The 25,163-nt window shown below is 71.6% G+C and carries 26 protein-coding genes; 6 read left to right on the top strand and 20 right to left on the bottom strand.

The features are described from left to right. Window positions 1-60: 60 nt before the first annotated feature. Window positions 61-831, top strand: coding sequence for a glucose 1-dehydrogenase (locus miv_RS24235; protein ID WP_058618174.1), 771 nt, complete (start codon window positions 61-63; stop codon window positions 829-831). Window positions 832-938: 107 nt separating this feature from the next. After that, window positions 939-2,612: an acyl-CoA dehydrogenase family protein gene (locus miv_RS24230; RefSeq protein WP_207179355.1), complete on the top strand. Its 1,674-nt coding sequence runs from the start codon at window positions 939-941 to the stop codon at window positions 2,610-2,612. Window positions 2,613-2,705: 93 nt separating this feature from the next. Here miv_RS24230 and miv_RS24225 read toward each other — a convergent pair whose 3' ends face one another. After that, window positions 2,706-2,885 (bottom strand): hypothetical protein, encoded by a 180-nt coding sequence (locus tag miv_RS24225; protein ID WP_048427723.1) that lies wholly within the window; start codon window positions 2,883-2,885, stop codon window positions 2,706-2,708. A 143-nt stretch (window positions 2,886-3,028) separates the two neighbouring features. Here miv_RS24225 and miv_RS24220 point away from each other — a divergent pair, with 143 nt between their 5' ends. Further along, on the top strand, window positions 3,029-4,285 hold the full coding sequence (locus miv_RS24220) for a glycosyltransferase family 4 protein (protein WP_207179354.1): 1,257 nt from the start codon (window positions 3,029-3,031) through the stop codon (window positions 4,283-4,285). Window positions 4,286-4,320: 35 nt separating this feature from the next. Next, window positions 4,321-5,778 (top strand): DegQ family serine endoprotease, encoded by a 1,458-nt coding sequence (locus tag miv_RS24215; RefSeq protein ID WP_048427742.1) that lies wholly within the window; start codon window positions 4,321-4,323, stop codon window positions 5,776-5,778. A gap of 93 nt (window positions 5,779-5,871) precedes the next feature. On the opposite strand, the gene miv_RS24210 is transcribed toward miv_RS24215, so the two are convergent. The 17 genes from miv_RS24210 to miv_RS24130 all read right to left on the bottom strand — a co-directional run bounded on the left by miv_RS24210 (window position 5,872) and on the right by miv_RS24130 (window position 20,321). Then, complete coding sequence (locus miv_RS24210) at window positions 5,872-6,318, bottom strand: hypothetical protein (RefSeq protein WP_048427721.1); 447 nt, start codon at window positions 6,316-6,318, stop codon at window positions 5,872-5,874. Continuing rightward, window positions 6,315-6,650 (bottom strand): hypothetical protein, encoded by a 336-nt coding sequence (locus miv_RS24205; protein WP_048427720.1) that lies wholly within the window; start codon window positions 6,648-6,650, stop codon window positions 6,315-6,317. The genes miv_RS24210 and miv_RS24205 overlap by 4 nt, the downstream gene beginning before the upstream one ends. Window positions 6,651-6,655: 5 nt before the next feature. After that, window positions 6,656-7,123 carry a rod-binding protein gene (locus miv_RS24200; protein WP_048427719.1) on the bottom strand — a complete coding sequence of 156 codons (468 nt, stop codon included), beginning with the start codon at window positions 7,121-7,123 and terminating at the stop codon, window positions 6,656-6,658. A 51-nt stretch (window positions 7,124-7,174) separates the two neighbouring features. Then, window positions 7,175-7,597 (bottom strand): hypothetical protein, encoded by a 423-nt coding sequence (locus tag miv_RS24195; RefSeq protein ID WP_048427718.1) that lies wholly within the window; start codon window positions 7,595-7,597, stop codon window positions 7,175-7,177. Further along, window positions 7,597-8,352: a flagellar biosynthesis protein FliR gene (gene fliR, locus miv_RS24190; RefSeq protein ID WP_244748684.1), complete on the bottom strand. Its 756-nt coding sequence runs from the start codon at window positions 8,350-8,352 to the stop codon at window positions 7,597-7,599. Before fliR ends, miv_RS24195 begins: the two co-directional genes overlap by 1 nt. Next, window positions 8,349-10,436 carry a flagellar biosynthesis protein FlhA gene (gene flhA, locus miv_RS24185; RefSeq protein ID WP_058618179.1) on the bottom strand — a complete coding sequence of 696 codons (2,088 nt, stop codon included), beginning with the start codon at window positions 10,434-10,436 and terminating at the stop codon, window positions 8,349-8,351. The genes fliR and flhA overlap by 4 nt, the downstream gene beginning before the upstream one ends. Before the next feature lie 105 nt (window positions 10,437-10,541). Then, window positions 10,542-10,808 (bottom strand): flagellar biosynthetic protein FliQ, encoded by a 267-nt coding sequence (locus miv_RS24180; RefSeq protein WP_048427715.1) that lies wholly within the window; start codon window positions 10,806-10,808, stop codon window positions 10,542-10,544. Between the two features lie 47 nt (window positions 10,809-10,855). Next, the gene (flgD, locus tag miv_RS24175) at window positions 10,856-11,287 is read right to left on the bottom strand and encodes a flagellar hook assembly protein FlgD (RefSeq protein WP_207179353.1); all 432 of its coding nucleotides are present in this window, start codon (window positions 11,285-11,287) and stop codon (window positions 10,856-10,858) included. Window positions 11,288-11,289: 2 nt separating this feature from the next. Next, a complete protein-coding gene (gene flbT / locus miv_RS24170; RefSeq protein WP_082171659.1) occupies window positions 11,290-11,847 on the bottom strand; it encodes a flagellar biosynthesis repressor FlbT in 558 nt (185 codons plus the stop codon). Window positions 11,848-11,855: 8 nt separating this feature from the next. After that, window positions 11,856-12,203: a flagellar biosynthesis regulator FlaF gene (gene flaF / locus miv_RS24165; protein WP_048427713.1), complete on the bottom strand. Its 348-nt coding sequence runs from the start codon at window positions 12,201-12,203 to the stop codon at window positions 11,856-11,858. Between the two features lie 60 nt (window positions 12,204-12,263). After that, entirely contained in the window at window positions 12,264-13,304 is a 1,041-nt protein-coding gene (locus tag miv_RS24160; protein WP_048427712.1) for a flagellar hook-associated family protein, read from the bottom strand. Between the two features lie 40 nt (window positions 13,305-13,344). Beyond that, on the bottom strand, window positions 13,345-14,808 hold the full coding sequence (flgK, locus tag miv_RS24155) for a flagellar hook-associated protein FlgK (protein WP_207179352.1): 1,464 nt from the start codon (window positions 14,806-14,808) through the stop codon (window positions 13,345-13,347). Window positions 14,809-14,834: 26 nt separating this feature from the next. Then, entirely contained in the window at window positions 14,835-16,085 is a 1,251-nt protein-coding gene (locus miv_RS24150) for a flagellar hook protein FlgE (protein WP_048427710.1), read from the bottom strand. 191 nt (window positions 16,086-16,276) lie between these two features. After that, window positions 16,277-17,602 (bottom strand): flagellar protein export ATPase FliI, encoded by a 1,326-nt coding sequence (gene fliI, locus miv_RS24145; RefSeq protein ID WP_207179351.1) that lies wholly within the window; start codon window positions 17,600-17,602, stop codon window positions 16,277-16,279. Between the two features lies 1 nt (window position 17,603). After that, window positions 17,604-18,332 (bottom strand): flagellar basal-body rod protein FlgF, encoded by a 729-nt coding sequence (gene flgF, locus miv_RS24140; RefSeq protein ID WP_048427708.1) that lies wholly within the window; start codon window positions 18,330-18,332, stop codon window positions 17,604-17,606. Window positions 18,333-18,339: 7 nt separating this feature from the next. After that, window positions 18,340-19,566: a DUF1217 domain-containing protein gene (locus miv_RS24135; RefSeq protein ID WP_244748682.1), complete on the bottom strand. Its 1,227-nt coding sequence runs from the start codon at window positions 19,564-19,566 to the stop codon at window positions 18,340-18,342. Between the two features lie 182 nt (window positions 19,567-19,748). Continuing rightward, the gene (locus tag miv_RS24130) at window positions 19,749-20,321 is read right to left on the bottom strand and encodes a hypothetical protein (RefSeq protein ID WP_048427706.1); all 573 of its coding nucleotides are present in this window, start codon (window positions 20,319-20,321) and stop codon (window positions 19,749-19,751) included. A gap of 157 nt (window positions 20,322-20,478) precedes the next feature. Here miv_RS24130 and miv_RS24125 point away from each other — a divergent pair, with 157 nt between their 5' ends. After that, window positions 20,479-20,814: a PilZ domain-containing protein gene (locus miv_RS24125; protein WP_207179350.1), complete on the top strand. Its 336-nt coding sequence runs from the start codon at window positions 20,479-20,481 to the stop codon at window positions 20,812-20,814. 344 nt (window positions 20,815-21,158) lie between these two features. Here miv_RS24125 and miv_RS24120 read toward each other — a convergent pair whose 3' ends face one another. Both miv_RS24120 and miv_RS24115 read right to left on the bottom strand, forming a co-directional pair. Continuing rightward, a complete protein-coding gene (locus tag miv_RS24120) occupies window positions 21,159-22,886 on the bottom strand; it encodes a class I adenylate-forming enzyme family protein (protein WP_207179349.1) in 1,728 nt (575 codons plus the stop codon). A gap of 52 nt (window positions 22,887-22,938) precedes the next feature. Then, the gene (locus tag miv_RS24115) at window positions 22,939-23,712 is read right to left on the bottom strand and encodes an SDR family oxidoreductase (RefSeq protein ID WP_207179348.1); all 774 of its coding nucleotides are present in this window, start codon (window positions 23,710-23,712) and stop codon (window positions 22,939-22,941) included. Between the two features lie 245 nt (window positions 23,713-23,957). Between miv_RS24115 and miv_RS24110 the strand changes: the two genes are divergently transcribed. Continuing rightward, the gene (locus miv_RS24110) at window positions 23,958-25,160 is read left to right on the top strand and encodes an acetyl-CoA C-acyltransferase (RefSeq protein ID WP_207179347.1); all 1,203 of its coding nucleotides are present in this window, start codon (window positions 23,958-23,960) and stop codon (window positions 25,158-25,160) included. The last annotated feature ends 3 nt before the right edge of the window (window positions 25,161-25,163 follow it).

Genomic DNA, 25,163 nt, shown 5'->3' with positions numbered 1-25,163 from the left:
TCGCCAGCCCAGCTAGCCTCCGACGGCGCCGCGGAACAAGCGACGGGGAGGAACAGCGTCATGCAGCGTCTGGCCGGCAAGGTGGCCCTGGTGACGGGCGGCGCGCGGGGAATCGGCCTCGCGATCGCGCGGCGCTTCGCCCGCGAGGGAGCCGCGGCGGTGATCCTCGCCGACCTCGACGGGGCGGAGGCCGAGCGCGTGGCGCCGGAGAATCCCGCCTTCCATCCCTGCTCCCTCGACGTGACGAAGGACCAGGACTGGACGCGGGCGATCGACCGCACGGTCTCGCGCCACGGCGGCCTCGACGTGCTCGTCAACAATGCCGGGATCGCGGTGGTCGGCACGATCGAATCCGTGACCCTGGAGCAGTGGCGCCGGGTCCAGGACGTCAATGTCGACGGCACCTTCCTGGGCTGCCGCCACGCCGTGCGGGCGATGAAGCCGCCGGCCGGGCGCGGCGGGGCGATCATCAACCTCTCGTCGGTCTCCGGCATCGTCGGCGGGCACAACCTCGCCGCCTACAACGCCTCGAAGGGGGCGGTGCGGCTCCTCACCAAGTCGGTGGCGCTGCACTGCGCCCGCCAGAATTACGGCGTGCGCTGCAACTCGATCCATCCGGGCTTCACCGAGACCGACATGCTGCGCGATCTCGCCGCCGGCAGCCGCTACAGCCCGGAGGAGCTGCGCCAGCGCCTCCAGGCCTCGGTGCCGCTGGGGCGCAACGCCGCGGCCGAGGAGATCGCGGGGCTCGCGACCTACCTCGCCTCGGACGAGGCCGGCTTCGTCACCGGGGCCGAGATGGTGATCGACGGCGGCGTGACGGCGCAATAAACGCCTGCCCCGAAAGTCGGAACCCGGCGGCAGGCTGCCCCCTCTACAGGTCGGCGATTCGCGGCTATTTGTATGCGCCGCAGCAAGATTGACCGGAGACCTGACCGATGTCCGCCCAGGCCGCCCCCGCCCCGACCGACCTCGTCACCCTCGCGCAGGAGGCGGGTCTCTCCGCGAAGGCGCTCGCCGCGGATGGCGCCCGGCGCGTGCGCGCCGGCCTCGTCGGGGCCGACGGCCGCCTGTCGGCGGAGCGCCTCGAGGCCGAGCAGCACGCCGCCCACGGTCTCGCCTGGCTCTCGACCTACGCCGAGGCGATCGTCCAGCTCGGCGCCTACGCGGCCCGCCTCGCGGGCGAGGGGCGCTTCGGCGAGACCGAGACGCTTCTCGTGCGCATCGGGCTCGGCGAGTACCTGGAGCAGCTCTTCGGCGGCATCCCGATGAGCCAGGGCGAGATGGTGCGCCCGACCTCGTCGCTCGGCCTCAAGGCCCAGGAGGTAGCGCGCCACCGCTCCGACGCCGTCGAGACCCTGATCGCGGAAGGCAACACCGCCGGCAACCGCGCCGCCCTGGTGCGGCTGATCCGCGAGGGTTCGGGCGCCACCGTCGGCGACAGCGGCCTCGACGAGGACATGGAGGCGATCCGCACCGAGATGCGCCGCTTCGGCCAGGCCGAGGTCGCGCCCCACGCCCATGAATGGCACCTCGAGAACGCCTACATCCCGCTCGAGATCATCGGCCAGATGGCCGAGCTCGGCGTGTTCGGGCTCACCATCCCGGAGGAATACGGCGGCATGGGCCTGCCGAAGATCTCGATGTGCGTGGTCTCGGAGGAATTGTCGCGGGCCTATATCGGCGTCGGCTCGCTCGGCACCCGCTCGGAGATCGCCGCCGAGCTGATCCTGTGCGGTGGCACCGAGGAGCAGAAGCAGCGTTTCCTGCCCAAAATCGCCTCGGGCGAGATCCTGCCGACCGCGGTCTTCACCGAGCCGAATACCGGCTCCGACCTCGCATCGCTCCGCACCAAGGCGGTGAAGGACGGCGATACCTGGCGCATCCACGGCAACAAGACCTGGATCACCCACCCGGTCCGCGCCGACCTGATGACCGTGCTGGTGCGCACCAAGCCCGAGGAGCCGGGCCACAAGGGCCTGTCGCTTCTGCTCGGCGAGAAGCCCCGCGGCACCGACGCGGATCCCTTCCCGGTCGAGGGGCTGTCGGGCGGCGAGATCGAGGTGCTCGGCTATCGCGGCATGAAGGAGTACGAGCTCGCCTTCGACGGGTTCGCAGTGCCGGAGGGCAACCTGCTCGGCGGCGTCGAGGGCAAGGGTTTCGCCCAGCTGATGCAGACCTTCGAATCGGCCCGCATCCAGACCGCGGCCCGCGCCGTCGGCGTCGCCCAGGCGGCCCTCGATGTCGGCCTGCGCTACGGCGAGGAGCGGGTGCAGTTCGGCAAGCCGCTGGTCTCGTTCCCGCGGGTCGCCGACAAGCTCGCCATGATGGCGGTCGAGATCGCGATGGCCCGCCAGCTCACCTACTACGCCGCCCATCAGAAGGACGAGGGCAAGCGCTGCGACCTCGAGGCCGGGATGGCGAAGCTCCTCGCCGCCCGCGTCGCCTGGGCGGCGGCCGACAACGCGCTCCAGATCCACGGCGGCAACGGCTTCGCCCTCGAATACCCGGTGAGCCGCCTGCTCTGCGACGCCCGCATCCTGTCGATCTTCGAGGGCGCGGCCGAGATCCAGGCCCAGGTCATCGCCCGGCGCCTGCTCGAGGTGCAGTGAGGCGCGGGCCGGCGCGAGCCTCCGACACGTCGAAGCGGCGCGAGGGGGGCTACCCCTGCACGCCGCCGCCGTTTCCGATCCCAGTGTCCGGGGCTACTTGGTGATCTTCACCGAGACGGGATCGCTCGACGGAAACGTCTCCTCCAGCCCCTCGTCGAGGCGCTCGCTGAGCTTGCTCTGCTGATTCTCCGGCCGCGCCTTGTCGTCCGGGGAAGCGCTGTCGCGGCGGAAGCCGGGCTGGTCCTGGTTCGGGGTCTTGGTGTCGTCGGCCATCGGGGCCTCCCTGGGTACGGCGTCCCGGCACGGGACGGGTTGCCCGGCTAACGCGTGGGGCGGGCACCTGTTTCGTCCGCTGGCGCGCTTAACCGCGCGGTGGCGCCTCGCCGGCTAGGATGCGCGGGTGAGAGGGCCCGCCGATGCACGCCGTCATCCTGACGAATTTCGCGACGCCGAAGGGCGGCGCCGAGAAGGTCGCGATCGAATCCGCCCGCGGCCTCGCCGAACGCGGCGTCGCCGTCACGCTGATCCACGGGGTCGACGGCCCGGCCGACCCGCTGCTCGATCACCCGGGCATCCGCCGGGTGTCCTTGGGCCTCACCGACGTGTGGGAGCGTCCGGCCTGGCGCGGCGCCGTCGAGGGAATCTGGAACCGCGAGGCGGCGCGGCGCCTGGACGCGGCGCTGGCGGCCCTGCCGGACCGGCCCGACGTGCTGCACCTGCACCAGTGGACCCGCTCGCTCTCGCCGGCGGTGTTTTCCGTGCTGGCGCGCCAGCACGCCCCGGTGGCCGTGACCCTGCACGATTACTTCCTCGCCTGCCCGAACGGCGTCTATTACCGCTTCGACACCGCGGAGCCCTGCTCCCTGCGGCCGTTCTCGCCCGGCTGCCTCGCGGCGTCCTGCGATCCGCAATCGCGCGCCCACAAGGCCGTGCGGCTGGTGCGCGGCTTCGCCCAGCAGGCCGCGATCTTTCGCGGCTTCGGGCGCCGCCCGCTCGCCCTCGTCCACGTCTCCGACGGCAGCCGGGCCCGGCTCGAACCGATGCTGGCGGGCGGGCCGTTCTTCCACCACCGGATCGACAACCCGGTCCGGGTCGCGCGCGCCGCCCCGGCGGATCCGGCCTGCGGCGACGCCGTCGCCTTCGTCGGCCGCTTCACCCGCGAGAAGGGGGCCGACCTCGTGGCGCAGGCCGCCCACCGGGCCGGGCTGCCATCGCTGTTCGTCGGCGACGGGCCGCTCGCCGACGAGTTGCGCGCCGTGCCCGGCGCCGAGGTGGTCGGCTGGCGCGCACCCGCGGAGGTCGAGGCGCTGCTGCGCGCCCGGGCCCGCGCCGTGGCGGCCCCGTCGCGCTGGCTCGAGACCGGGCCGCTGACGGCCTACGAGGCGCTCGCCGCCGGCATCCCGGCCATCGCCTCCGACCGGGCCGGCGCGGGAGAGAAGATCCGGGACGGGGAGACCGGCTTCGTCGTCGTGCCCGACGTCGCATCGCTCGCGGAGGCGTTCGGTCGCTTGAGGGACGATGCCCTGGTGCGCCGCCTCGGCCGGGCGGCGCACGAGTGCTACTGGGCGGCCCCGATGACGCTCGATGTCCACGCGGCGGCGCTCTGCGACCTCTATGCGGGGATGACGGGCGCGGCCGAGGCGCCATCTTTTCAGCGCAGTGCTGTCATGTGAGAGAGCACCCAGACACGGACAGGACCCGAATGCCGATGCGCCGCCCGACGACCTCCCTGCTGCTCGCCGCGCTCCTGCTCGGAGTCGCCCACCCGGCAGGCGCGCAGGCCGAGTCGGTGCCGCCGTTCCGCGCCCTTCAGGACAATCGCACCGTCCCCGAGTCGAAGGCGCAGGTGCAGCTCTCCTTCGCGCCGCTGGTCAAGCGCGCCGCGCCCTCCGTGGTCAACGTCTACGGCACCCACGTCGAGAAGCGCGCCGCCAACCGCGGCGCGATGGACGAATTCCTGCGCCGCTTCTTCGGCGATGCCGGTCCGAACCTGCCCCAGGAGCGGGCGCAGCGCTCGCTGGGCTCCGGCGTCATCGTCGACGCCTCGGGCCTGATCGTCACCAACAACCACGTCATCGAGAACATGAACGAGGTGAAGGTGGCGCTGAACGACCGGCGCGAGTTCGAGGCGCAGATCCTGCTGCGCGACCCCCGCACCGACCTCGCGATCCTGAAGATCAAGAGCCCGAGCGGCGGCCTGACGCCGATGGAGATCGGCGACTCCGAAAACCTCCAGGTCGGCGACTTCGTGATCGCGATCGGCAACCCGTTCGGCGTCGGCCAGACGGTGACGCAGGGCATCGTCTCGGCGCTCGCCCGCACCCAGGTCGGCTCGGCCGACTACCAGTTCTTCATCCAGACCGACGCGGCGATCAACCCGGGCAATTCCGGCGGCGCGCTGGTCGACCTCAATGGCGGCCTCGTCGGCATCAACACGGCGATCTACTCGCAGTCCGGCGGCAGCCACGGCATCGGCTTCGCGATTCCCGCCAGCATGGTCAAGGCGGTGGTGGAGACGGCCAAGGGCGGCGCCAAGACGGTGCGCCGGCCCTGGCTCGGCGCGCGGCTCCAGCACGTCACCCCGGACATCGCCGAGAGCGTCGGCCTCGACCACCCGACGGGCGTGCTGGTCGCCTCGATGCAGGCCAAGAGCCCGGCCGAGGAGGCGGGGCTGAAGCGCGGCGACGTGATCCTGGCGGTGGACGGGCAGACGGTCGACGACCCGGAGGCCTTCGGCTACCGCTTCGCCCTCAAGGGCATCAAGGGCGAGACCAAGCTCACGGTCCTGCGCGGCGCCACCCGCACGACCCTGCCGGTGCGCCTCGGACCGGCGCCGGAGACCCGCCCGCGCGACGCGCTCAAGGTGAAGACCCGCTCGCCCTTCCTCGGCGCCACGGTGGTCAACCTGTCGCCGGCGGTGATCGAGGACCTGCAGCTCGACCTGCCGGCCGCGACGCAAGGCGACGGCGTGATCATCTCCGAGGTCGAGAGCGGCACCGTCGCCAACCGGGTCGGCCTGCAGAAGGGCGACATCCTGATCGCCGTGAACGGCACCCCGGTCGCCACCACCAAGGACCTCGAGCGGATCACCCGCGCCACCGCCCCGATGTGGGAGGTCACGATCAACCGCGGCGGGCAGCAGATGACGTCGGTGTTCGGGGGGTAGTTCCCCCCGCGTCCAGTTCTCCCCCTGTCCCGGACGACTGACGCGTCAGTCGTCCGGGACAGGGGTCGTGGCGGCTGTCAAAACCGGCGGGATCTACGACCGCACTTCCCGCTTCGCGACGAAATTGATCTCGTCGACCAGCACGTCCTTCACCACGTCGCCGCCGAGACGCTCGTTGACCTTCGCCCGCACCTCGGCCAGCCGCTTGGTGATGTCGTATTTCGCCAGCTTGCGAAAATCGAGCGCCGGATCGCCGTAGATCTGGCGGAAGGCCTCGTCGACCACGAAGGCGTTGGGCGGCACCGGCAGGGTGTGCATCAGCTTGGCGTCGGCGGTGAAGACCAGCACCGCGATGACGTAGCCCTGCACACGGCCGTCGGCGATCATCGGGATGTTGATCGGCGCGAGCTTCTGGTATTGCAAGCCTTCGAGATAGGGCTCGGTCTTCTTCGAGAAGATGCCGCCGCCGAAGGTCACCGCGCCGTAGCACGATGCGATGGTGACGGCGCAGATCCACAATCCGGTGATCAGGATCTTCATGACCGGAGGCTCGTGCGCGCGGTGTAGGTGCCGTCGGAGTCGCGGGCGAGCGCCGCCTGGGTCAGGGTGTCGTCGATCTCCTCCAGCGCCCGCAGATGCAGGGCGACGACCTGCTGGTTGCGGGCGAGCTTGTCGCGCAGCCGCGCCAGATGGATCGCCTCGGTGGTCTCGAGGGCGGTGGGATCGAGGTCGCGGGTGAGGCGGGTGAGCTCCAGGAGCCCCTGGCTCTTGCGGCGGTTGAGGCCGTCGAGGTCCATGGGCGATCGCGTTTCCAGCGCCTCGGTCTCCTCCTCGACCACGGCCTCGAGCCGCTTGATGCAGGCGAGCAGCATGGCGGTCACACCTTGGCCGCCGGATTGGCGGCGTCCACCGGCGCGGGGCCGGCCGGGTGGGCGGCGTTCAGCATCTTGGCGATGCCGATGCCGCCGGCCTTGGCGATCTGGGTGCCGATCTGCTCGGCCAGCATCGACTTCCAGATCCCGCCGGCATTGCCCTTGCCGTACACGGTCTCGGACTTCTCCGGCATCATCGCCTCGACGAATTGCTGCAGCACCAGCCCCTCGAACTTCTTGTAGGGGTCGCTGCCGGCCCCCGACATCGCGGTCTGGTTCTGCAGGCCGGTGAGGGCGCCGCGGGCGTCGAGCGGCATGTGGGTCGAGAGCCCGACGTCGCGGGCCGCGTCCGCGAAGGCGGTCGCGCCGGCGCTGCCGGGCTGCGACAGCTTGGCGGCGGCCTCCTGGAAGCGCGCCGGATCGGCGGCCCGGGCCACGTCGAGCACGATGTCGGAGGGCGGGGTGATGCTCATCGGCGGTCGGGTCCGGACTCGTTCGGTGAACGGAGTGTTACCGCGCCTGGCTTACGGGAGGCTTGCGTCGGGGGAGGCCGCATCGGGCCTGCCCGACAAGCCGTCGAGGCGCTCCATGTCGGCGCGCCGGTCCTGCTCGCGGCGGTGGTCGTCGGCCCGGCGCTCGGCGAGCGCCTCGGCGCGTTTCTGGGCGAGCCCGCGCTCGCGCAAAGCCTGGGCGTGGGCGGCGGCGGCGGCCTCCACGGCGCTGGCCTCGCTGGCGAGCCCGCGCAGGCGCCGGGCGGTCGCCTCCAGCAGCATCGGGCCGTGGGCGCTCTCGGACAGGGCGGCGAGCAGCCTCGCCCGGTCGGCCTCCAGCGCGGCGGCGCGCTCGCGGGTCGCCGCGAGCTCGATCTCCGCCACCCGGCGCATCTGCTCCTGCACGGCGACGAGGCGCTTGGCGCGCTTGAGCCGGTCGCCGGTCCCGGCCGCCATCAGCCGCGCACCAGCCAGGCCGCGTAGCCGAGAAGGAACTGCGTCATGAACTCGCCCGCCAGGTAGTAGAGCATCAGGAGCCCGCCGAACATCACGAACGGCGTGGCGACGAAGTAGACGGGGATCGTCGGCGTGAGCTTGTTGACGAAGCCCGCCGCCAGGTTGACCAGGATCGAGTAGATGATGAAGGGCGCGGTGATGCGAAGCCCGAGCATGAAGGCGCTGGCGACCTGGTCGACGATCCGGGTCAGCATGATCTGGCTGCCGACGCCCTCGCCGGGCGGGATGCGGGCGTAGGATTCGACGAGGCCGCGGAACAGCTCCCAGTGCAGGTCGGCGGCGAAGAGGAGGGCGGTGGCGGTGAGCAGGATCAGCCCCTCCACCGCCGGCACCGGGTCGATGCCCTCGATCGGCGTCCCCGGCATGCTGCCGAAGCCCACCATGGTCGAGGTCGCGTTCATCACGGTCTCCAGAACCAGGATGAAGATCCGGCCGAGGAAGCCGATCATCAGCCCGGTCAGGGTCTCGATGGCGATCCAGACGAGCGTCTGGGTCGGGGCCTGTCCGGCCAGCCGCGGCTCGAATTGCGGCACGATCAGCGGCGCGATGGCGAGCGAGACGGCCCCGGCGATGAGGAGGCGCACCTGCTGGGGCACCCGGGGGCTCGAGAAGCCCGGCACCACCAGGAGGCAGCCGCCGACCCGGCAGAAGATCAGGAAGACGGCGAGGAAGCTGTCCGGCCCGATCCCCGTCACGAAACGGTCCCTAGGGACTTGATCTCGACGCCGCGGGCGATCTCGAGATGCGAGAGCACCGGCAGGGTCGGGAAGATGCGCTCGATGATCATCCGCACGTAGGGCCGGGCATCGGGCGCGGTGACGAGGGCGAAGCCGTGCGCCTCCCGCATCCGGGCGCGGATCGCTTCGGAGGCCTCGGTACCGAACTGCTCGACGAGGCGCGGGTCGATGTCGAACTCCACCACCTCGCCCTTGGCGTCGCGCTTCAGGCTCTGGTGGAACGACAAATCCCAGCTGGCGCCCAGGCGCAGCACGCTGAGCACGCCGTTCTCGGCGAGGTCGCCGCAGATCTGCTGGGCCATGCGCATCCGGACGTGCTCGGCGATCTGCTCGGCCCGGCGCGCATGCGGGGTGATCTCCGCCACCGCCTCCAGGATCAGGTGCAGGTTGCGGATCGAGACCCGCTCGGCGAGCAGGAGCTTGAGCACCGCCTGGAGGCCCGAATAGGAGATCTGCGACGGGCAGATCTCGTCGAGCAGGCGCTTGTATTCGGGGTCGAGGCGGTCGAGGAGCGCGCGCATGTCCTTGTAGGACAGGAATTGCGGCAGGTTGTTGCGGATCACCTCGGAGAGGTGGGTGAGCAGCACCGAGGCGCCGTCGATCGGCTCGAAGCCGCCGCGGCGGACCTCGCCGGCATAGGAATCCATCACCCAGAGCGCCTTCATGCCGAAGGCGGGCTCGCGGACCTCGTCGCTCGGCACGTCGGGGCGCGGCCCGTCGCCGATCACCACCAGCATCTCGCCCGGGCGCAGCTCCTGGCTCGCCGCCACGGTGCCGTGGATCAGGATCTGGTAGCTCTTCGGCGGCAGGGCGAGGTTGTCCGAGACCTTGATGTCCGGCACCACGAAGCCGTACTGGCGGGCGAACTTGCGCCGCATCTTGGCGACCCGGTGGCCGAGCTCTCCTTGCGAGGCCTGGATCTGCGAGCTCGCCTGGCGGCCGAGGCTGAGCTCGATCTCCGGGGTCTTGAGCGAGTCCTTGACCGAATCCTTCTCCTTCGCCTCGGCCTGGCGGACCGCCTCCTCGGCCTTGGCCTTGGCCTCCGTCGCGGCTGCCTGCGCCTGGAGGCGGCGCGGGATGGTGCGGGCGATGAAGAACAGGAGACCGCTGAGCGCCATGAAGGGCAGGAAGGGCAGGCCCGGCACGAGGGCGAACACTCCCATCATCGCGGCCGCCACGAGCAGCGCGCGGGGATAGGCGCCGAGCTGGCCGATCACCGCCTGCTCGGCGGTGCCCCTTGTGCCGCCCTTCGAGACCAGCAGGCCGGCGGCCAGCGAGACGATGAGGGCCGGGATCTGCGAGACGAGGCCGTCGCCGACCGAGAGCTTGGTGAAGATGTCGGCGGCGGTGCCGAGCGGCAGGCCGTGCCGCGTCGTCCCGATGATGATGCCGCCGAAGACGTTGACCGCGATGATGATGAGCGAGGCCACCGCCTCGCCGCGCACGAATTTCGAGGCGCCGTCCATCGAGCCGAAGAAGGCGCTCTCCTCCTCCAGCTCCCGGCGCCGGCGTTGCGCCTCCTTGTCGTCGATCAAGCCGGCATTGAGATCGGCGTCGATCGCCATCTGCTTGCCGGGGATCGCGTCGAGGGTGAAGCGGGCGCCCACTTCCGCGATGCGGGTCGCGCCCTTGGTGATGACCAGGAAGTTGACAGTGATCAGGATCAGGAAGACCACGATCCCGATCACGAAGTCGCCGCTCATCACGAACTGCGAGAAGCCCTGGATGACGTGGCCGGCGGCGTCCACGCCCTTCTGGCCGTTGGCCAGGATCAGCCGGGTCGTCGCGATGCCGAGCGCCAGGCGCAACAGCGTGGCGATCAGCAGGACGGTCGGGAAGGCGGAGAATTCGAGCGGCTTCTGGATCCAGAGCGCCACCATCAGGATCAGCACCGACAGGGCGATCGAGAAGGCGAGCCCGACATCGATGAGCAGGGCCGGGACCGGCAGGAACAGCACCGCCAGGATCGCCACGATGCCGGCCGCGAAGCCGAAATCCCGCCGCGACTTGCGCTCGATCGCGAGTGCTGCGCCCGCTGCCATGTCCCGATCACCCTTCGCCGAGGCTCACGCGGCACGACGTGCCGTCCGGCACTCTGTGCCGCCGCAAGCTTGCGCGAGGGTTGGGAGGGCGCGACGCCCCGGTCTCTAGAAGCCGGTCGCGATGCGCCCGTAGGCGGCCTCGGCGAAGGCGTAGATCTGGCCGCCGATGAAGGTGCCGGTGACGAGGAGGACGAGCAGGATCACCACGATCTTCGGCACGAAGGTCAGGGTGACCTCCTGGATCTGGGTCAGCGCCTGCAAGAGGGCCACCGCGATGCCGACCAGCATCGCGGCGCCGACCGCGGGACCCGCGGCGACGATGACGGTCCAGATCGCGGCCCGGACGAGCTCGAGGGCGTCGACCTCGTTCATGGAATGCCGGTCATGGGGTGCCGCTCACGGATGCCTGTCGCGGCATCCTACTGGATCGTGATGCCGGAGGTCAGCAGCACGTCGGCGCCGCTGGTGAGCCGCGCCTGGACCCCGTCGGCCGTCACCTTCACCGACTGGACGGTGCCGGTCACGGTGCCGTCGGCCGAGGTGAGGGTGCGCCCGATGACCGAATCGGCCTGGTCGAGGAAGCTCGAGGCCAGCAGCGAATCGAGCTTCTGGTTGGTCTTCGTCGCCTGCTCGACCTGCGAGAAGGTCGCGAGCTCGCCGACATACTGCGTCGAGTCCATCGGCTTCGTCGGATCCTGGTTCTTGAGCTGCGCCACCAGCAGCGTCAGGAAGGTGTCCGAGTTCATCGAGGCGGCGACCGAGCTGGTCGCCTTGGCGGCGGCCGCGGCGGTCGTGGTCGCGCCGGTCGCGGTCACGCCCGAGGTGGCGCTGGTTGTGCTGGCGACGGTCATGGTCAGGCTTCCGGGTCGAGGGCGGGCAGGGCCGCGGCGGCGAGGCGGGGCGCGGCCGGCGGCCGGCGCTGCGGCCGCTCGCGGGGACGCTCGACCCCGCGGGGGCGGCGGCCGAGGGCGCCGAGAACCGGCACCGGGACCGCGGCGGCGGGCGGCGCGGCATCGGCGAGGGCGGCCGGGTCGGCGGTCATCAGGGCGGCCTCCAGGGGGTAGAGCCCGCGGATCATCTTGAGGGCCTCGAACAGGCGCCCGGCCGCCACCAGGGCGTCGGCCGAGGCCAGCCCCTCGCGCAGGGCCGGCTCGCCGGTGGCCGCGAGCAGGCCGTCCCGGACCCCGTCGTAGAGCGCCCGCGCGGCCTGCGCCTTGGCGGGCTCGATCAAGAGGGTCTGGGCCGCGAAGTAGAGCTGGCGCAGCGGCGTCGTCGCCTCCTCGGCCTGGAGGACGTGGCTCTCCAGCAGGAAGGTGGCGTCGTTCATGAGCTCGATCGCCACCTTGCGGTCGACCCGCAGCACGGCGCCGTTGATGTAGATCCGTTCCCCGGCTCGCAGCGACAGGCGCATGGCGCGGCTCACCGCAGCCCGTCGCGGATCGAGGTGTTCACCTCGATCAGCGCCGCGAGGCTGCGCTCGGGCGAGCGCAGGACCGCGCCGGCCTCCTGCATCGTCCAGGCGCCGATCTGCACCAGGTCGGCGCGCAGGGAGGCGGGCAGGGCGTTCTCGGGTTCGAGCAGGTCGGCGATCAGGACGTTCCAGAGCTCCTGCACGAAACCCACGGCCGCGGTCCGCTCCGGCCCGGACAGGCCGCGGGCCTCGACGTCGCGCAGGAGGGTGAGGGCCCGGTCGAAGGCGGCGCGCTCGCGGTCGCGGCCGACCTCCGGGGCGTCCTCCAGGATCTCGGAATAGGAAAAGCGGTACATCGAGCCGATGCCTCGTGTGTGTCAGCGCGTGTGGTCGGCGTGGCGCGGCGGGGTCGCGCGCTACGAGATGTATTTCAGCAGGGACAGGCCCTGGAGCTGCGCGGTCAGCGAGTACGACATCTGAAGCTGGGTCGTCGCGGCGTTGAGCCGGGTCTTGGCCTCGGCCGGGTCCACGGCCTCCAGGCCGGCGATCTCCTTGGCGACGAGGGCGGACTGGGCGTCGAGCCGGGTGTTGGCGTCGGTGATCCGGGCCTGGACGCGGCCGAGATCGGCCTGGAGCGAGACCAGCCCGGCGCTGCCCTTGCTCAGGAGGCTCATCGCCCGGTTGGAGACCACCGCCTGGGCCTCGGCCGAGAGGCCGGTCATGCCGAGCGAGGACACCAGGGCGGCCTCGGCGAGCTGGCGGAACGCCGTCTCGTTGGCGCCGACCGAGGTGGTGACGGTCTCGGTGAGGGAAATCCGGCTGGTGATGGCGGTCGAGGAGGCCTGCGACCAGGTCGTGCCCCAGTTCGGGTCGGCGAACTGGGCCGCGACCGTACCTTCGAGGAAGCCCTGGATCTGCGCGGCCGTGAGGTCGGAGGTGCGGGCATCCGACGGCGGGAAGCCGAAGGCGGTCTGGAACGCCGCGACCGCATTGGTCTTGGCGGCAGCCGCCGCACCGTCGCGGATCGGGCTGACCCCGGTATTGGTGCCGGAGAACAGCGACTGGCCGTTCGACGAGGCGTTGAGGAGGCTGGTGAGCGTCGCCAGCGTGTCGTCGGCCGAGGCCGCCATCGCGGCGACGCGCTGGTCGGCCGGCAGCCCGGTCAGGGTGGCGAGCCGGGCGTCGGCCGCCTTCTGCATCTGCTGCAGGTTGGCCTGGGTCGCGCTCAGGCGCGAAGCGGTGAGGCCGTTGCCGTCCTTGAGGGCGGCGATCTCCGCCGCGCCCTGGCGCAGGGAGAGGCTGCGGCCGACCTGGCCGCCGAGGGAGAGGCCGATATCGGCGTAGCGCCCGTCGGCGATCTCCTTGGTGGCATTCGCGATCTCGGCTTGGAGCCGGCCCGACGCGCTGCGGGGCACGTTCCACAGGCTGAGACTGGAGATGTAGCTCGTGGTCATCATGGCTGGCAGGGCTCTGTCTCTGGATCGCCGCGAAACCGCCTCACCGCACCGCGGCGAAGAGGGTCTTCAGCAGGTCGTCCACCATGGTCAGGATCTTGGCCGAGGCGGTGTAGGAGCGTTGGAGCTGCAGGATCTGCGCGGTCTCGTCGTCGCCGTTGACGCCGGCGACGTTCGACAGGGCCTCGGTGGCCCGGCCGAGCAGGGTCTTCTGGTAGTCGGCGTCGGTCGAGGCGGCCTTGCGGCTCGCCTCGAGCCAGCCGGCGGAATCGGCCGCGAAGCCCGCGAGCGTCGTCGTCTCGCGCAGGGACGGGCCGGGATCGAAGCTGCGCGCCGCGGACAGCCCGCCGGTCAGCGCGCGCAGGCGCCCGGAATAGCTCGCATCCGTCGACGGGTTGGCCCTGTAGGCGCTGCCGTTCATGCCGCCGTCGCGCAGGAGCGTCACGGTCCCGCCCGCCTGCGGATCGACCGCGGCGTTGAGGGCGATGCGGCTCGCCAGCCCGGTCTGCGAGACCGGCAGCGCCGCACCGGACCCGGCGGTGAACAGGCCGGCCAGCGGCCCGACATAGGCCGGATCGGTGGCGGCGCGGGTGTCCGCCTCCTGGAACGTGTCGACGAGCGCCCCCGCGATGGCGTCGAGCTGGCCCTGATAGGCGACGGCCGTCTCGTCGCGCAGGGTCGCGAAGCCGGCGAGCTTGCCGCTCGCGATCCGCATCGGCGAGGTGCTGCCGGTGACCGGCACCCCGTCGACCATGACGGCGGCCCCTTGGGTGCCCGACGGGAAGCCGGCGCGCGGCGAAAAGCTCACCGTGCGGGCACCGCGCTCGTAGAGCGGCACGCCGCTGTCGGTGTAGATCGCCATGTCGCCGCCGGACCGGTCGGAGACGGTGATGCCGACCTCCTCGGAGAGCTGCGACAGGATCCGGTCGCGCGCGTCGAGGCTGTCGCTGATGTCCTGGCCCGCGGCGGTGCCGCGCATCACCGCCCGGTTGGCCGTCTCGAACTGGCCGAGCAGGTCGTTGATCCGCGAGACCGAGTCCGCCATGCCCTGGTCGGCCTGGGACCGGACCTGCTCCACGGCCGAGGCCGCGGCGTTGAGGCTCGCCGCGAGGTCGCGGGCGCTCTCGACCGCGGCCCGGGCGAGGTTGGCGTCGTCCGGGCGGTTGGCGGCAGCCTGGAGCGCCGCGTTGAGGGCGCCGAGCCGGGCGGCCGGCGAGCCCGCATCGCTGGTGTCGCCCACCGTCTTCGACAGGGCGGTGATGCCGTCGAGGAGCGCCTGCCGCTCGGCGGCGCCCGAGGACGCCGCGAGCTTGCGCATGAACAGGGCGGCGTCGCTCGCCCGGGTGACGACGACGGTGGTCCCCCCGACCCCGCTCACCAGGCTGACGACCTTGCGCGAGTAGCCGGGATCGTTCGCCCCCGCGGTGTTGCGCGCGGAGGCGGCGATCTGGCTCGACGTCGCGAGGAGCGCCGATCGTGCCGAGTCGAGTGCGAGCGAGAGGCCCATCTGTCAGCTCCCGGTGGCCGTACCGGCTACCGCTTCAGGTTCATCAGGGTGTCGAGCATCTCGTTGCCGGTCGTGAACACCTTGGAGTTGGCGGTGTAGACCGACTGCGACTCGATCATCGCGGTCAGCTCGGTGCTGACGTCGACGTTCGACTGCTCGAGGGCGCCGGACTTGATGCCGCCCCGGCCGTTCTGGTTGGCGAAGCCGACCTGGATGTCGCCGGAATCGACGCTGACCTGGTAGACGTTGCCGGAGCGGGGCTGGAGGTTGTCCGGGCTCTTCACGGTGGCGAGCGGCACCTTGAAGGCGGCCAGCCGCGTGCCGTCCTCGAAGGAGGCGTAGACGGTGCCGTCGGCGCCGAACTCGGTGCCGGTCACCGCGGCCGGCGCCTTGCCGTCGGCCTTGCCGTCGACGCTGTAGTCGCCGGCGAGCTGGTTCAGGCCCGAGAAGTCGAGGGTGATGTTCTCGCCCTTGTTGCCTGGGGCGGTGTTGAGGGTGATCGACTTCGCGCCGCCCGCATCCGCGAGTCGGCCCTGGGCGTCGAAGCTGAGCGTCGCGGCCGCGAGGCGGGTGCCGCTCGGCAGGGCCGGGGTGGAGCCGGCCGGGGTCGGGTCGGTGGCGGCGTTGTAGATCGAGGCGGTCCAGGTGCCGCCGGTGTTCTTCGACAGGTAGACGTCGAGGGTCTGGGCCTTGCCGAGCTTGTCGTAGGTCACGAGCGAGTACTTCTTCGAGTACTGGCCGGCGGCCGCGACGTCCGCGTCGAGGGGCAGCTTGCCCGACAGGCTGGCCTCGGTGGTCGGGGTCGCCCGGGTGCTGACCGACGAGAGGTTGATCGGCACCATGTCGGCGACGCTGTTGAGCGTCGGGTTGGGCTCGCCGTCGAGCAGGCTGTAGCCCATCAGGGTCATGCCGGCCGCGTTGGAGAAGTTGCCGGTGACGCCGTCGACCTTGAAGTTGCCGGCCCGGGTCAGGTAGGGCGCGCCGGACGGGTCCTTGACGACGAAGAAGCCGTTGCCGTCGATCGCGAGGTCGGACTTCGAGGTCGTGGCGTTGAGGGTGCCGCCCTCGGTCACCGCGCGGCGCACCTTGGTCTCGACCGAGCCCGAGTTGTAGTTGCCGCCGGCGCTGTCGGCGATCAGCAGCGACGAGAACTCCGCCGAGCTGCGCTTGTAGCCCGTCGTGCCGGAATTCTGGATGTTCTCCGCCACCGTCGAGATGCGGTTCGACTGGGCGTTCATGCCGGAGACGCCGGAGCGGAGCACGCCGATGAGACTCATTGCGGGACCTCGTTCGTCAGGATGCGGGACCGGGCGTGCCGGGCGGCGGGGTTCTTGCGGTCGCGCGCAGGCGGGGGAGCGGCCTGCGGCAGGGTTTCGGCCGGAATAGACCCGCACAGGCTTGCGCGGGGCTTGGAGAGGAGCCTGGAGGGGAGCGCCGGGCGGCGCGGGAGACGGATCGCCATCGCGCGTCAGCCCCGCAGCGACTGGGCGAGTTCGAGGAACGCGTCCTGGCTCGCCGGCTGGGACGGGTCCTGGCGCAGGGCGTCGTAGATCCGCGGCACGAGGCCGATCGCCTGGTCGAGCTCGGCATCGGTGCCGGCCCGGTAGCCGCCCATCAGGCGCAGGTCCCGGGTCTCCTCGAACCGGGCCATCATCGCCCGGAGCTTGCGGATCAGGTCGCGCTGCTCGGGCGTCCAGACCTCGGTGGCGAGCCGCGAGATCGAGCCGAGGAGGTCGACCGCCGGGTAGCGGCCCTGCTCGGCGATGGCCCGGTCGAGGACGACGTGGCCGTCGAGCGTGCCGCGGATGCTGTCGGCCACGGGATCGTTGTGGTCGTCGCCATCGACCAGCACCGAGAACACCCCCGTGATGGTGCCGCGGCCCTCGAGCCCCGGACCCGCCCGTTCGAGCAGGCGCGGCAGGTCGGAGAAGACGCTCGGCGGGTAGCCGCGGGCCACTGCCGGCTCGCCGGCCGCCAGCGCCACGTCCCGGGCGGCGTGGGCGTAGCGGGTCACCGAATCGACGATCAGGAGCACCGATTCGCCGCGGTCGCGGAAGGATTCGGCCACCGCGAGCGCCACCTTCGGGGCCTGGCGGCGCATCATCGGGCTCTCGTCGCCGGTCGAGACCACCACGACGGCGCGGGCGCGGCTCGGCGCCAGCGCGCCCTCCAGGAACTCGCGCACCTCGCGCCCGCGCTCGCCCACCAGGGCGACCACGACGCTGTCGAAGCCGGCGGCGCCGGCCAGCATCGCGAGAAGCGTCGACTTGCCGACGCCGGAGCCGGCGAAGATGCCGATGCGCTGGCCGGCGCAGAGCGGGGTGAAGAGGTCGAGCGCCCGGACCCCGGTGCGTAGCGGCGCGCGCACCCGGGCGCGGCCGAGGGCGGCCGGCGGGTCGGCGTCGAGGGGGCTCGCGCGCTCGCCCGGAACGAGGGGCCCGGCCCCGTCCACCGGACGGCCGAGGGCGTCGATCACCCGGCCCTTCCAGCTCGGGTCCGGCCGCAGCTCTGCCGGGCCGAGGCGCCGGGCGAGCGTGCCGATCCCGGCCTCGATCCGGCTCTCGTAGGCCTTCAGCGTCGCGCCCTCGGCGTCGACCCGGACGATCTCGCCGACCTGCTCCCGGCCGCCGGCCTCGAAGGCCATGCGGTCGCCCAGGCGCACGAAGGGCGAGACGCCGCCGATCCGGCAGGCGCTGGCGGTGACCTCGCGGATCGGACCGCCGATCCGCACCAGGGCGCCGTCCCGGCGGGCGGCCGCCATCGTCTCGGCGAGGCGCGCGAGCGGATCGGCCATCCTAGCTGCCCTGCGGCGAGAGCGACTTCACGGCGCTCTGGAGAGAGGATTCGGCTTCCGCGGTCGCGGTGGCGGCGCTCTCGAAGGCGCGCTGGATGGTGATGAGCTTCGTCATCTCCATGATCGGGTTGACGTTCGAGCCCTCGACGTAGCCCTGGACGACTCCGATGCCGGTGAAGTCCTGGACCGGCCGCGCGGGCAGGCTGGAGGTCACGGCGTTGTTGGGCGCCCGGGTCAGCGTCGCCTTCTTGTCGAGGATGAAGACGCCGAGCGCCCCGACCTGGTTGGTGCCCTGGAAGATGCTGCCGTCGCGCCCGATGGTCGGGGGACCCTGCTGCGGGTCGAGGAGCAGCGGCGAGCCGCCGGGATCGAGCACCGGCTGGCCGGTGAGGTTGCGCAGCTGGCCGGTGGCGTCCATCGTCAGGCGCCCGTCGCGGGTATAGGCGGGGCCGGACTGGCCGCCGATGGCGAGCCAGGCATCGCCCTGCAGCGCGACGTCGAGGGGCGAGTCGGTCTTGGTGATCGGGCCGGAGGCCCGCGACAGGTAGGTGTCGCCGGTGCCGACGAAGGCCACCGCGCCCTTGGTCGCCTGGGCGAGGAGGGCCGAGAACTTCGTCTCCTCGGCCCGGTAGCCCGCCGTCGACATGTTGGCGACGTTGTTGGCGGTGGTCGTCAGGCGCTTGTCGAGGGCGACCTGGGCCGACAGGTTGACGTAGAGGCTGTTCTGCATCGCCGCCTCACCCCTGCCCGTTGCTGAACAGGGCCAGGATCGGATCCGTGGCGGTGTTGTTCTGCGCGTCCCAGATCGCCGCGAAGCGGCGGGCGAAGGCCTCGACCTTGGCCGGGTCCTGGAAGCTCGCGAAGTCGACCTTCGAGGAGATGAGGTTCGCCCGCACCGTCAGGGCGTCGGAGGTGGTGGCGCTGCTCGTCGCCGGCAGGCCGATCACCGTGTTGACGACCTGGGTCAGGGCGGGGTCGCTCAGGATGTCGTAGCCGGTGTTGAGGCCCGGCGCCTTGCGGGCGAAGTACAGGGCGAGGCGCACGCCGGTATCCTGGGCACCGGCATCCGATTCGAGGCTCTGCTGCAGGTAGGCGTCGACCACCGCCTGGACGTTGGCGCTCGGCGGCAGGTCGGTGCCGTTGCCGATATCGACCGCATTCTGGCCGGTGCCGGACAGAGGCGCGTTGGTGACGCTCAGGGTGCGGACGGTGCCGCCCGCGGCGTAGATCGTGTCGGCGTTCACGCCGTCGCCGCCCGGCGCCCCGTCGAAGCCGTAATCGGTGTAGCCGGTGGATTCGAAGAACAGGTTGCCGTTGACCCCGATGCCGACCTGCACCTTGCCCATCAGCCCGTCGGCGCCCGAGGCGCCGATCTGGGCGCTGATCGCCTGGCCGAGCTCGGTCGGGGTGACGTTGGCGAGGTCGGCGACCTTGCCGGCGAGGGCGGCCCGGTTGAGGACGATCGTGGCGGACTTCGTCGTTCCCGCGTCGACCTGCGACGAGAGCGTGAAGCGCGCCTCGTTGGTGCCGGAGAAATCGTAGCTCGTGGCGAGCGTTCCCGGCAGGGAGAGCCGGGCGGCGACCGCCGGGACCGGATCCTGGCCTTCCGCGAACACTCCGTCGGTGCCGGCGGCGGAGGGGCCAGGCGCGAAGTCGAAGGCCTTGGCGAAGGCGACGTAGCGGTCGTCGGCGAGACGGTTGGCGAAGGCCGCGGACGAATCCGTGCCTTCGGTCAGCACCTTGCGCATGAACGCCTTGGCGTAGCCCATGTCCTCGAGGCCGAAGGCCTTGACGGCGTAGTTGTAGAGCCGGCTGTCGGCCATGAAGTCGTCGATCGACTTCACCTTGCCGATATTGGCCTGGTAATAGGCGGTGTCGCGGGCCACGATCGGCTCCGCGCCCTTGCGCTGCATCGAGGTCGCAAGATTGCGCGACAGCAGCATGTAGCTCGTGAGAGTCGTCACGGATCAGCGCTCCGGCCCGTCGGCCCGGTGGGACGGGGCGGCCGGCCGCTGCGGCACGAAGCCCCGATGAGGCCTCCGCTCTAGGTGGCCACGCTTGCTCGGGGCTTGCAGCCCGGCCGCGGCTTGACGCGTCGAGACTCGCCGCATCGAATCTTGCCGCGTCGAATCTTGCCGCATCGCGTTCACAGCGGGGTCGGCCCGATGATGGTCTCGGTGGTGATGACGATCCAGCCGGCGCCGGTGCTGCGGATCGACAGCACGCGGCCGCCCCCCGGCAGGACCGAGCCGACGGCGACCTGATGCAGGCCGTCGCGTCCCTCGACCACCGCCTGGCCGGCGGCGGCGCGGCGCAGCACGAAGCCGGCTTGCGGCGGGGCGGCCTGCACGACGAGGCCCTGCGCCGGCGCGGGGGCGGACGGAGCCGGGGGCGGCACGTCCGGCAGCGAGCCGGTGATCAGGGGATCGAGGTCGATCTCGGGCTGAGGGGCCGGCGCCGCGATCCGCTTCCAGGTGAACGGCCCGGCGGTCGCGGGCAGCACCTCCCGCACGTCGTAGGGGCGCACCGGCTGGGACAGCGTGTAGCCGGCGAATCCGGTCGCGGTCAGCGCCAGCAGGATGGCGGCCCCGAACACGCCCCGCTCGGTCGCCGCCTCCCGGGCCCGGCGGCGGGCGATCAGGCCCGCGATCGGGCTCGCCGGGGGCGAGGCGGGCCGCGCGAGGGCGGGATGTCGTGGTTTGGCCGGGGCTGCGGGCATGGCCGGGATCGATCGGATGGTTGATGGCTAACGAGAGATGAAGGAACAGGCTTTATGATCGGTTAACGCCGCCGCGCGGGCCCGTCCCGGGCTTGCGCGCCGGCCGGAACGCCGTAAGCGTGACGGGCGGGCAGCGCGGCCCGGATGCGGGGAGACCATGGCCGACCGACCGGAGACCGATCGCCCCGGACCCCACGGACCGGGCCCCGACGACGGTCGCGGCGACGCGCCCATTCCCCGCGCGGGCCGGCGCCACCGCGTGATCCAGCAGGGACGGATCGTGCTCGGCCCCGACCGCCTCGTGACCTGCGAGATCGCCGACCTCTCCGCCGCCGGTGCGAGGCTGCGCGTCCCGGCCCGCATCGCCCTGCCGGAGACCTTCCCGCTCGTCATCGCCGCCCACGAGCTGCGCACGGTCGAGGTCCGCCTGCGCTGGCGCCGGGGAGATTTCGCCGGGGTGACGTTCGAGGGGGCGGGGGCCTATATCGGCTGAGGCGGACGTGGAGGTTCTGAGGTTGTTCGAACCGACCGACGGGATCGAGAGCCCCGCTGTCGTTCCGAGGTCGCGACAGCGGAGCCGCACGACACCTGACGGCGTCGCGCGCTTCCCTTTCCCGGACGACTGACGCGATAGCGCAAGGAGATCCGGGAACCAGCGCAAGAAGCCAGCATGACGGCAACCTTGCAGGATACGGAGCCGCTTCGCGGCATTTCTCCCCTGGATCCCGGATCTCCTTGCGCTATCGCGTCAGTCATCCGGGACAGGGGAGTGGCTCACGAGACGCCGCGCATCTCCCGGCACCCCGTCAAGGCATCGTCATCACGTGGCGGCATGGGTCAGAACAGCTTCTTCAGCTCGCCCTTCAGGATCTTGCCATTCGGGTTGCGCGGCAGGATCTCGTCGTGGAGCAGAACGCGGACCGGCACCTTGAACGAGGCGAGGCGGGCGGCCACGAAGGCGCGCAGTTCCTCCTCGCTGGCCTCCGCGCCGCGGGCGATCGCCACCACGGCGCCGGGCTCCTCGCCGAGCGTCGGATGCGGGATGCCGACGAGGGCGGCGTCGACCACCGCCGGGTGCTCGTAGAGGACGCTCTCGACCTCGCCGCAATAGATGTTCTCGCCGCCGCGGATCAGCATGTCCTTGGCCCGGTCGACGATGGTGACGAAGCCCTCGGCGTCGATCCGCGCCAGGTCGCCGGTGCGCAGCCAGCCCTCGCGCATCACCTCGGCATCGGCGTCGGGCCGGTTCCAGTAGCCCGCCACCACGTTCGGGCCCTTGACCCACAATTCGCCGACCTCGCCGGCGGGCAGGGTGGTGCCGTCCGGATCCGCCACCCGGGCCTCGCAGACCGGCAGCGGCGGGCCGCAGCTGTCGGGGCGGTGGACGTAATCCTCGCCCTGGTGGTGGGTGAAGGTGCCGGAGGTCTCGGTCATGCCCCAGCCGGTGGCGGGCTGCGCCTTCGGGAAGGCGGCGCGCAGGCGCCGCACCAGCTCGGCCGGGGCCGGGGCGCCGCCATAGCTGATCGTCTCCAGGGAGGAGAGGTCGTGGGTGCCGGCCGCCATCCCGTCGAGGAGCTGGAAGGCGATCGTCGGCACGCCGCCGGCGCTGGTGCAGCGCTCGCGCTCGATCAGCGCCATGGCGCGGGCGAGGTCCCAGCGCCGCATCATCACCAGGCGCCCGCCGCGAAACAGGGTCGGCACCAGGGTGGCGAAGCAGCCGGTGACGTGGAAGAGCGGGATCGACAGAAGGGAGACCTTCTGGGGCGCGGCCGGGTCGGGCACCGGCACCGGCTCGCCCCGGCGCAGGAAGGCCCGCGCCGCCGAGAACGGATGCGCCATCACCCCGCAGGCGCCGGCCCGCTGGGTGCCGATCGCGCCCTTCGAGCGGCCGGTGGTGCCGGAGGTGTAGAACAGGGTGGCGACGTCCTCGGGGCCGACCGCGACCTCCGGCAGCGTTCCCTCCGGCAGCCCGGCCCAGCCGGCGACCGGGCCGATGATGTCGGCCAGGCTCTCGGTGCCGGGCGCGGCGGGCGCGCGGGCGAGGAGCACCCGCGCGAGGGCCGGGTAGGCGGCGCGGCGCTCGCCGATGCGGGCCCAGCGCTCCTCGTCGACGATGGCGACGGACGCGCCGGAATCCAGGAATCCGTGATCGAGCTCGGGGCCGGTCCACCAGGCGTTGAGCGGCGTGACGACCGCGCCGGCCAGGATCGCGGCGAAGAACGCCACCGGCCATTCCGGCAGGTTGCGCATCGCCACCGCCACCCGGTCGCCGGGCCGGACCCCGCCGCGGATCAGGTCGGCGGCGAGCGCCAGGGTGGCGCGGCCGAACGCCTCGAAGGTCGCGCGCTCGTCCTCGTAGACCAGGAAGGTCTTTTGGCCGTGCGCCCGCCCGGCGACGAAGACGTCGCGCAGGGTCAGCGGCGCGTTGGCCCAGATCCGGGTCGGCACGCCGCGGATCGGGGTCTCGGCGACGGCGAAGGGCGATCCGGGCGCGGTCAGCCGGGCCGTCGCCTCGGCGAAGGAGAGGGCGGGCCAGAGCGGCGCGGTCATGGGCGGCGCGGTCATCGGCGGGCTCGTGATCGGGGGATTCTCGGGCGATGCAGGAGGGGACGAGCGCTCAGGTGATGGTCTGGCCGCCGTCGATCACGATGCTCTGGCCGGTCATGAAGGCCCCGGCCGGGCTCGCGAGGAAGACCGCCGCCCCGGCGATCTCGTCGGGCTGGCCGATGCGGGCGAGCGGCGTGCGCGCCGTGTAGGCGGCGCGGGACTTCGGGTCCTCCCACAGGGCGCGGGCGAAGTCGGTCTGGATCAGGCCGGGCGCGATGCAGTTGACCCGCACGTTGTGCGGTCCCAGCTCCACCGCGAGGTTGCGGGCGAGCTGGAAATCGGCCGCCTTCGAGACGTTGTAGGCGCCGATCACGCCCGAGCCCTTCAGGCCCCCCACCGACGAGACCAGGATGATCGACCCGTCCCTGCGGGCGATCATGCCGGGGGCGCAGAAGCCGATCAGCCAGTGGCTGGCGATCACGTTGTTGTCGAGGATCTTGCGGAACTGGTCGTCCGAGATGCCGCTCATCGGCCCGTAATACGGGTTCGAGGCGGCGTTGCAGACCACCGTGTCGATGCGGCCGAACCGGTCCTCGGTGCCCTTGGCGAGCCGTTCCAGGTCGCTCTTCGACGAGATGCTGGCGGGGATCACGACGGCGCGCTCCTCGCCGTGACGGGCATTGATCGCCTCGGCCACGGGCGCGCAGGCCTCGGCCTTGCGCGAGGAGATGACGACCTTCGCGCCGTGCTCGGCCAGGCGCTCGGCGATGGCCCGGCCGATGCCGCGGGACGAGCCGGTGACGATGGCGACGCGGCCGGTCAGATCGAAGAGCGGCGTCTGCATGGGGCGTCCTCCCGGGTGGGCCTTTGCCAAAACAGGCCTTGCTTTTGCGCCGACCTTAGCCCCGTATGACGATTAAGCAAGCCGCCTTTTCGAAAACGCGGCCACGGGGAGGGACGAACGCGGGACTTACCCCTCGTTCAGGTCCCGGTTTCGGGGCCCTTGCGGCACCATACCCAATCCCCGATAATGAGGCAGAACCCCACGCTGCCGTGAAGAGCGGCGGCGGGACCATCGGAGGAACCGAGATGCGGGAAGCCGTCATCGTCGCCACCGCGCGCACCCCCATCGGCAAGGCCTATCGGGGCGCGTTCAACGACACGCAAGGACAGGCGCTCGGCGGCCACGCCATCGCGCATGCCGTGCAACGCGCGGGCATCGACCCGGCCGAGATCGGCGACGTGGTGATGGGCGCAGCCCTCCAGCAGGGCTCGACCGGCGGCAACATCGCCCGCCAGGCGGCGCTCCGGGCGGGCCTGCCCGAGACGGTGGCGGGCATGAGCCTCGACCGGCAATGCGCCTCGGGCCTGATGGCGATCGCCACCGCGGCGAAGGAGATCATCACCGACGGGCTCGCCGTCGCGGTGGGCGGCGGGCTCGAATCGATCTCGCTCGTCCAGAACGACAAGGTCAACCGCTTCCGCGGCCAGGATCCGTGGCTCGTCGAGCATGTCCCGGCGATCTACATGACGATGATCGAGACCGCCGAGACGGTGGCGCAGCGCTACGGCATCAGCCGCGAGGCGCAGGACGCCTACGCGCTGCAATCGCAGCAGCGCACCGCCCGGGCGCAGGCCGAGAACAAGTTCGCCGACGAGATCGTGCCGATGGACGCCCGCATGGCGGTCGTCGACAAGGCGACCGGCGCGGTCTCGCACAAGGACGTGACGCTCGCCCAGGACGAGGGCAACCGGCCCCAGACCAAGCTCGAAGACCTCCAGGGCCTCAAGCCCGTCTTCAAGGACGGCCTGCGGATCAAGGAAGGCCGGTTCATCACCGCCGGCAATGCCAGCCAGCTCTCCGACGGCGCGGCGGTGGTCGTGCTGATGGAGGCGCGCGAGGCCGAGCGCCGCGGCCTGCAACCGCTCGGCGCCTATCGCGGCATGGCGGTGGCTGGCTGCAATCCGGACGAGATGGGCATCGGCCCGGTCTTCGCGGTGCCCAAGCTCCTCAAGCAGCACGGTCTTAAGGTCGAGGACATCGATCTCTGGGAGCTGAACGAGGCCTTCGCCAGCCAGGTGCTCTATTGCCGCGATAAACTCGGCATCCCGGACGAGCGCCTGAACGTCAATGGCGGCGCGATCTCGATCGGGCACCCCTACGGCATGTCGGGCGCGCGGATGACCGGGCACATCCTGCTGGAAGGCCGCCGCCGCGGCGCCAGGTACGGCGTGGTGACGATGTGCGTCGGCGGCGGCATGGGTGCCGCGGGCCTGTTCGAGATCTACTGAACC

The sequence above is a fragment of the Methylobacterium indicum genome, assembly GCF_017347565.1.
GTDB classification, from domain to species: Bacteria; Pseudomonadota; Alphaproteobacteria; order Rhizobiales; family Beijerinckiaceae; genus Methylobacterium; species Methylobacterium indicum.
The sequence above is the reverse complement of the archived record's forward strand: the minus strand, read 5'-3'. Positions and strand labels throughout refer to the sequence as shown.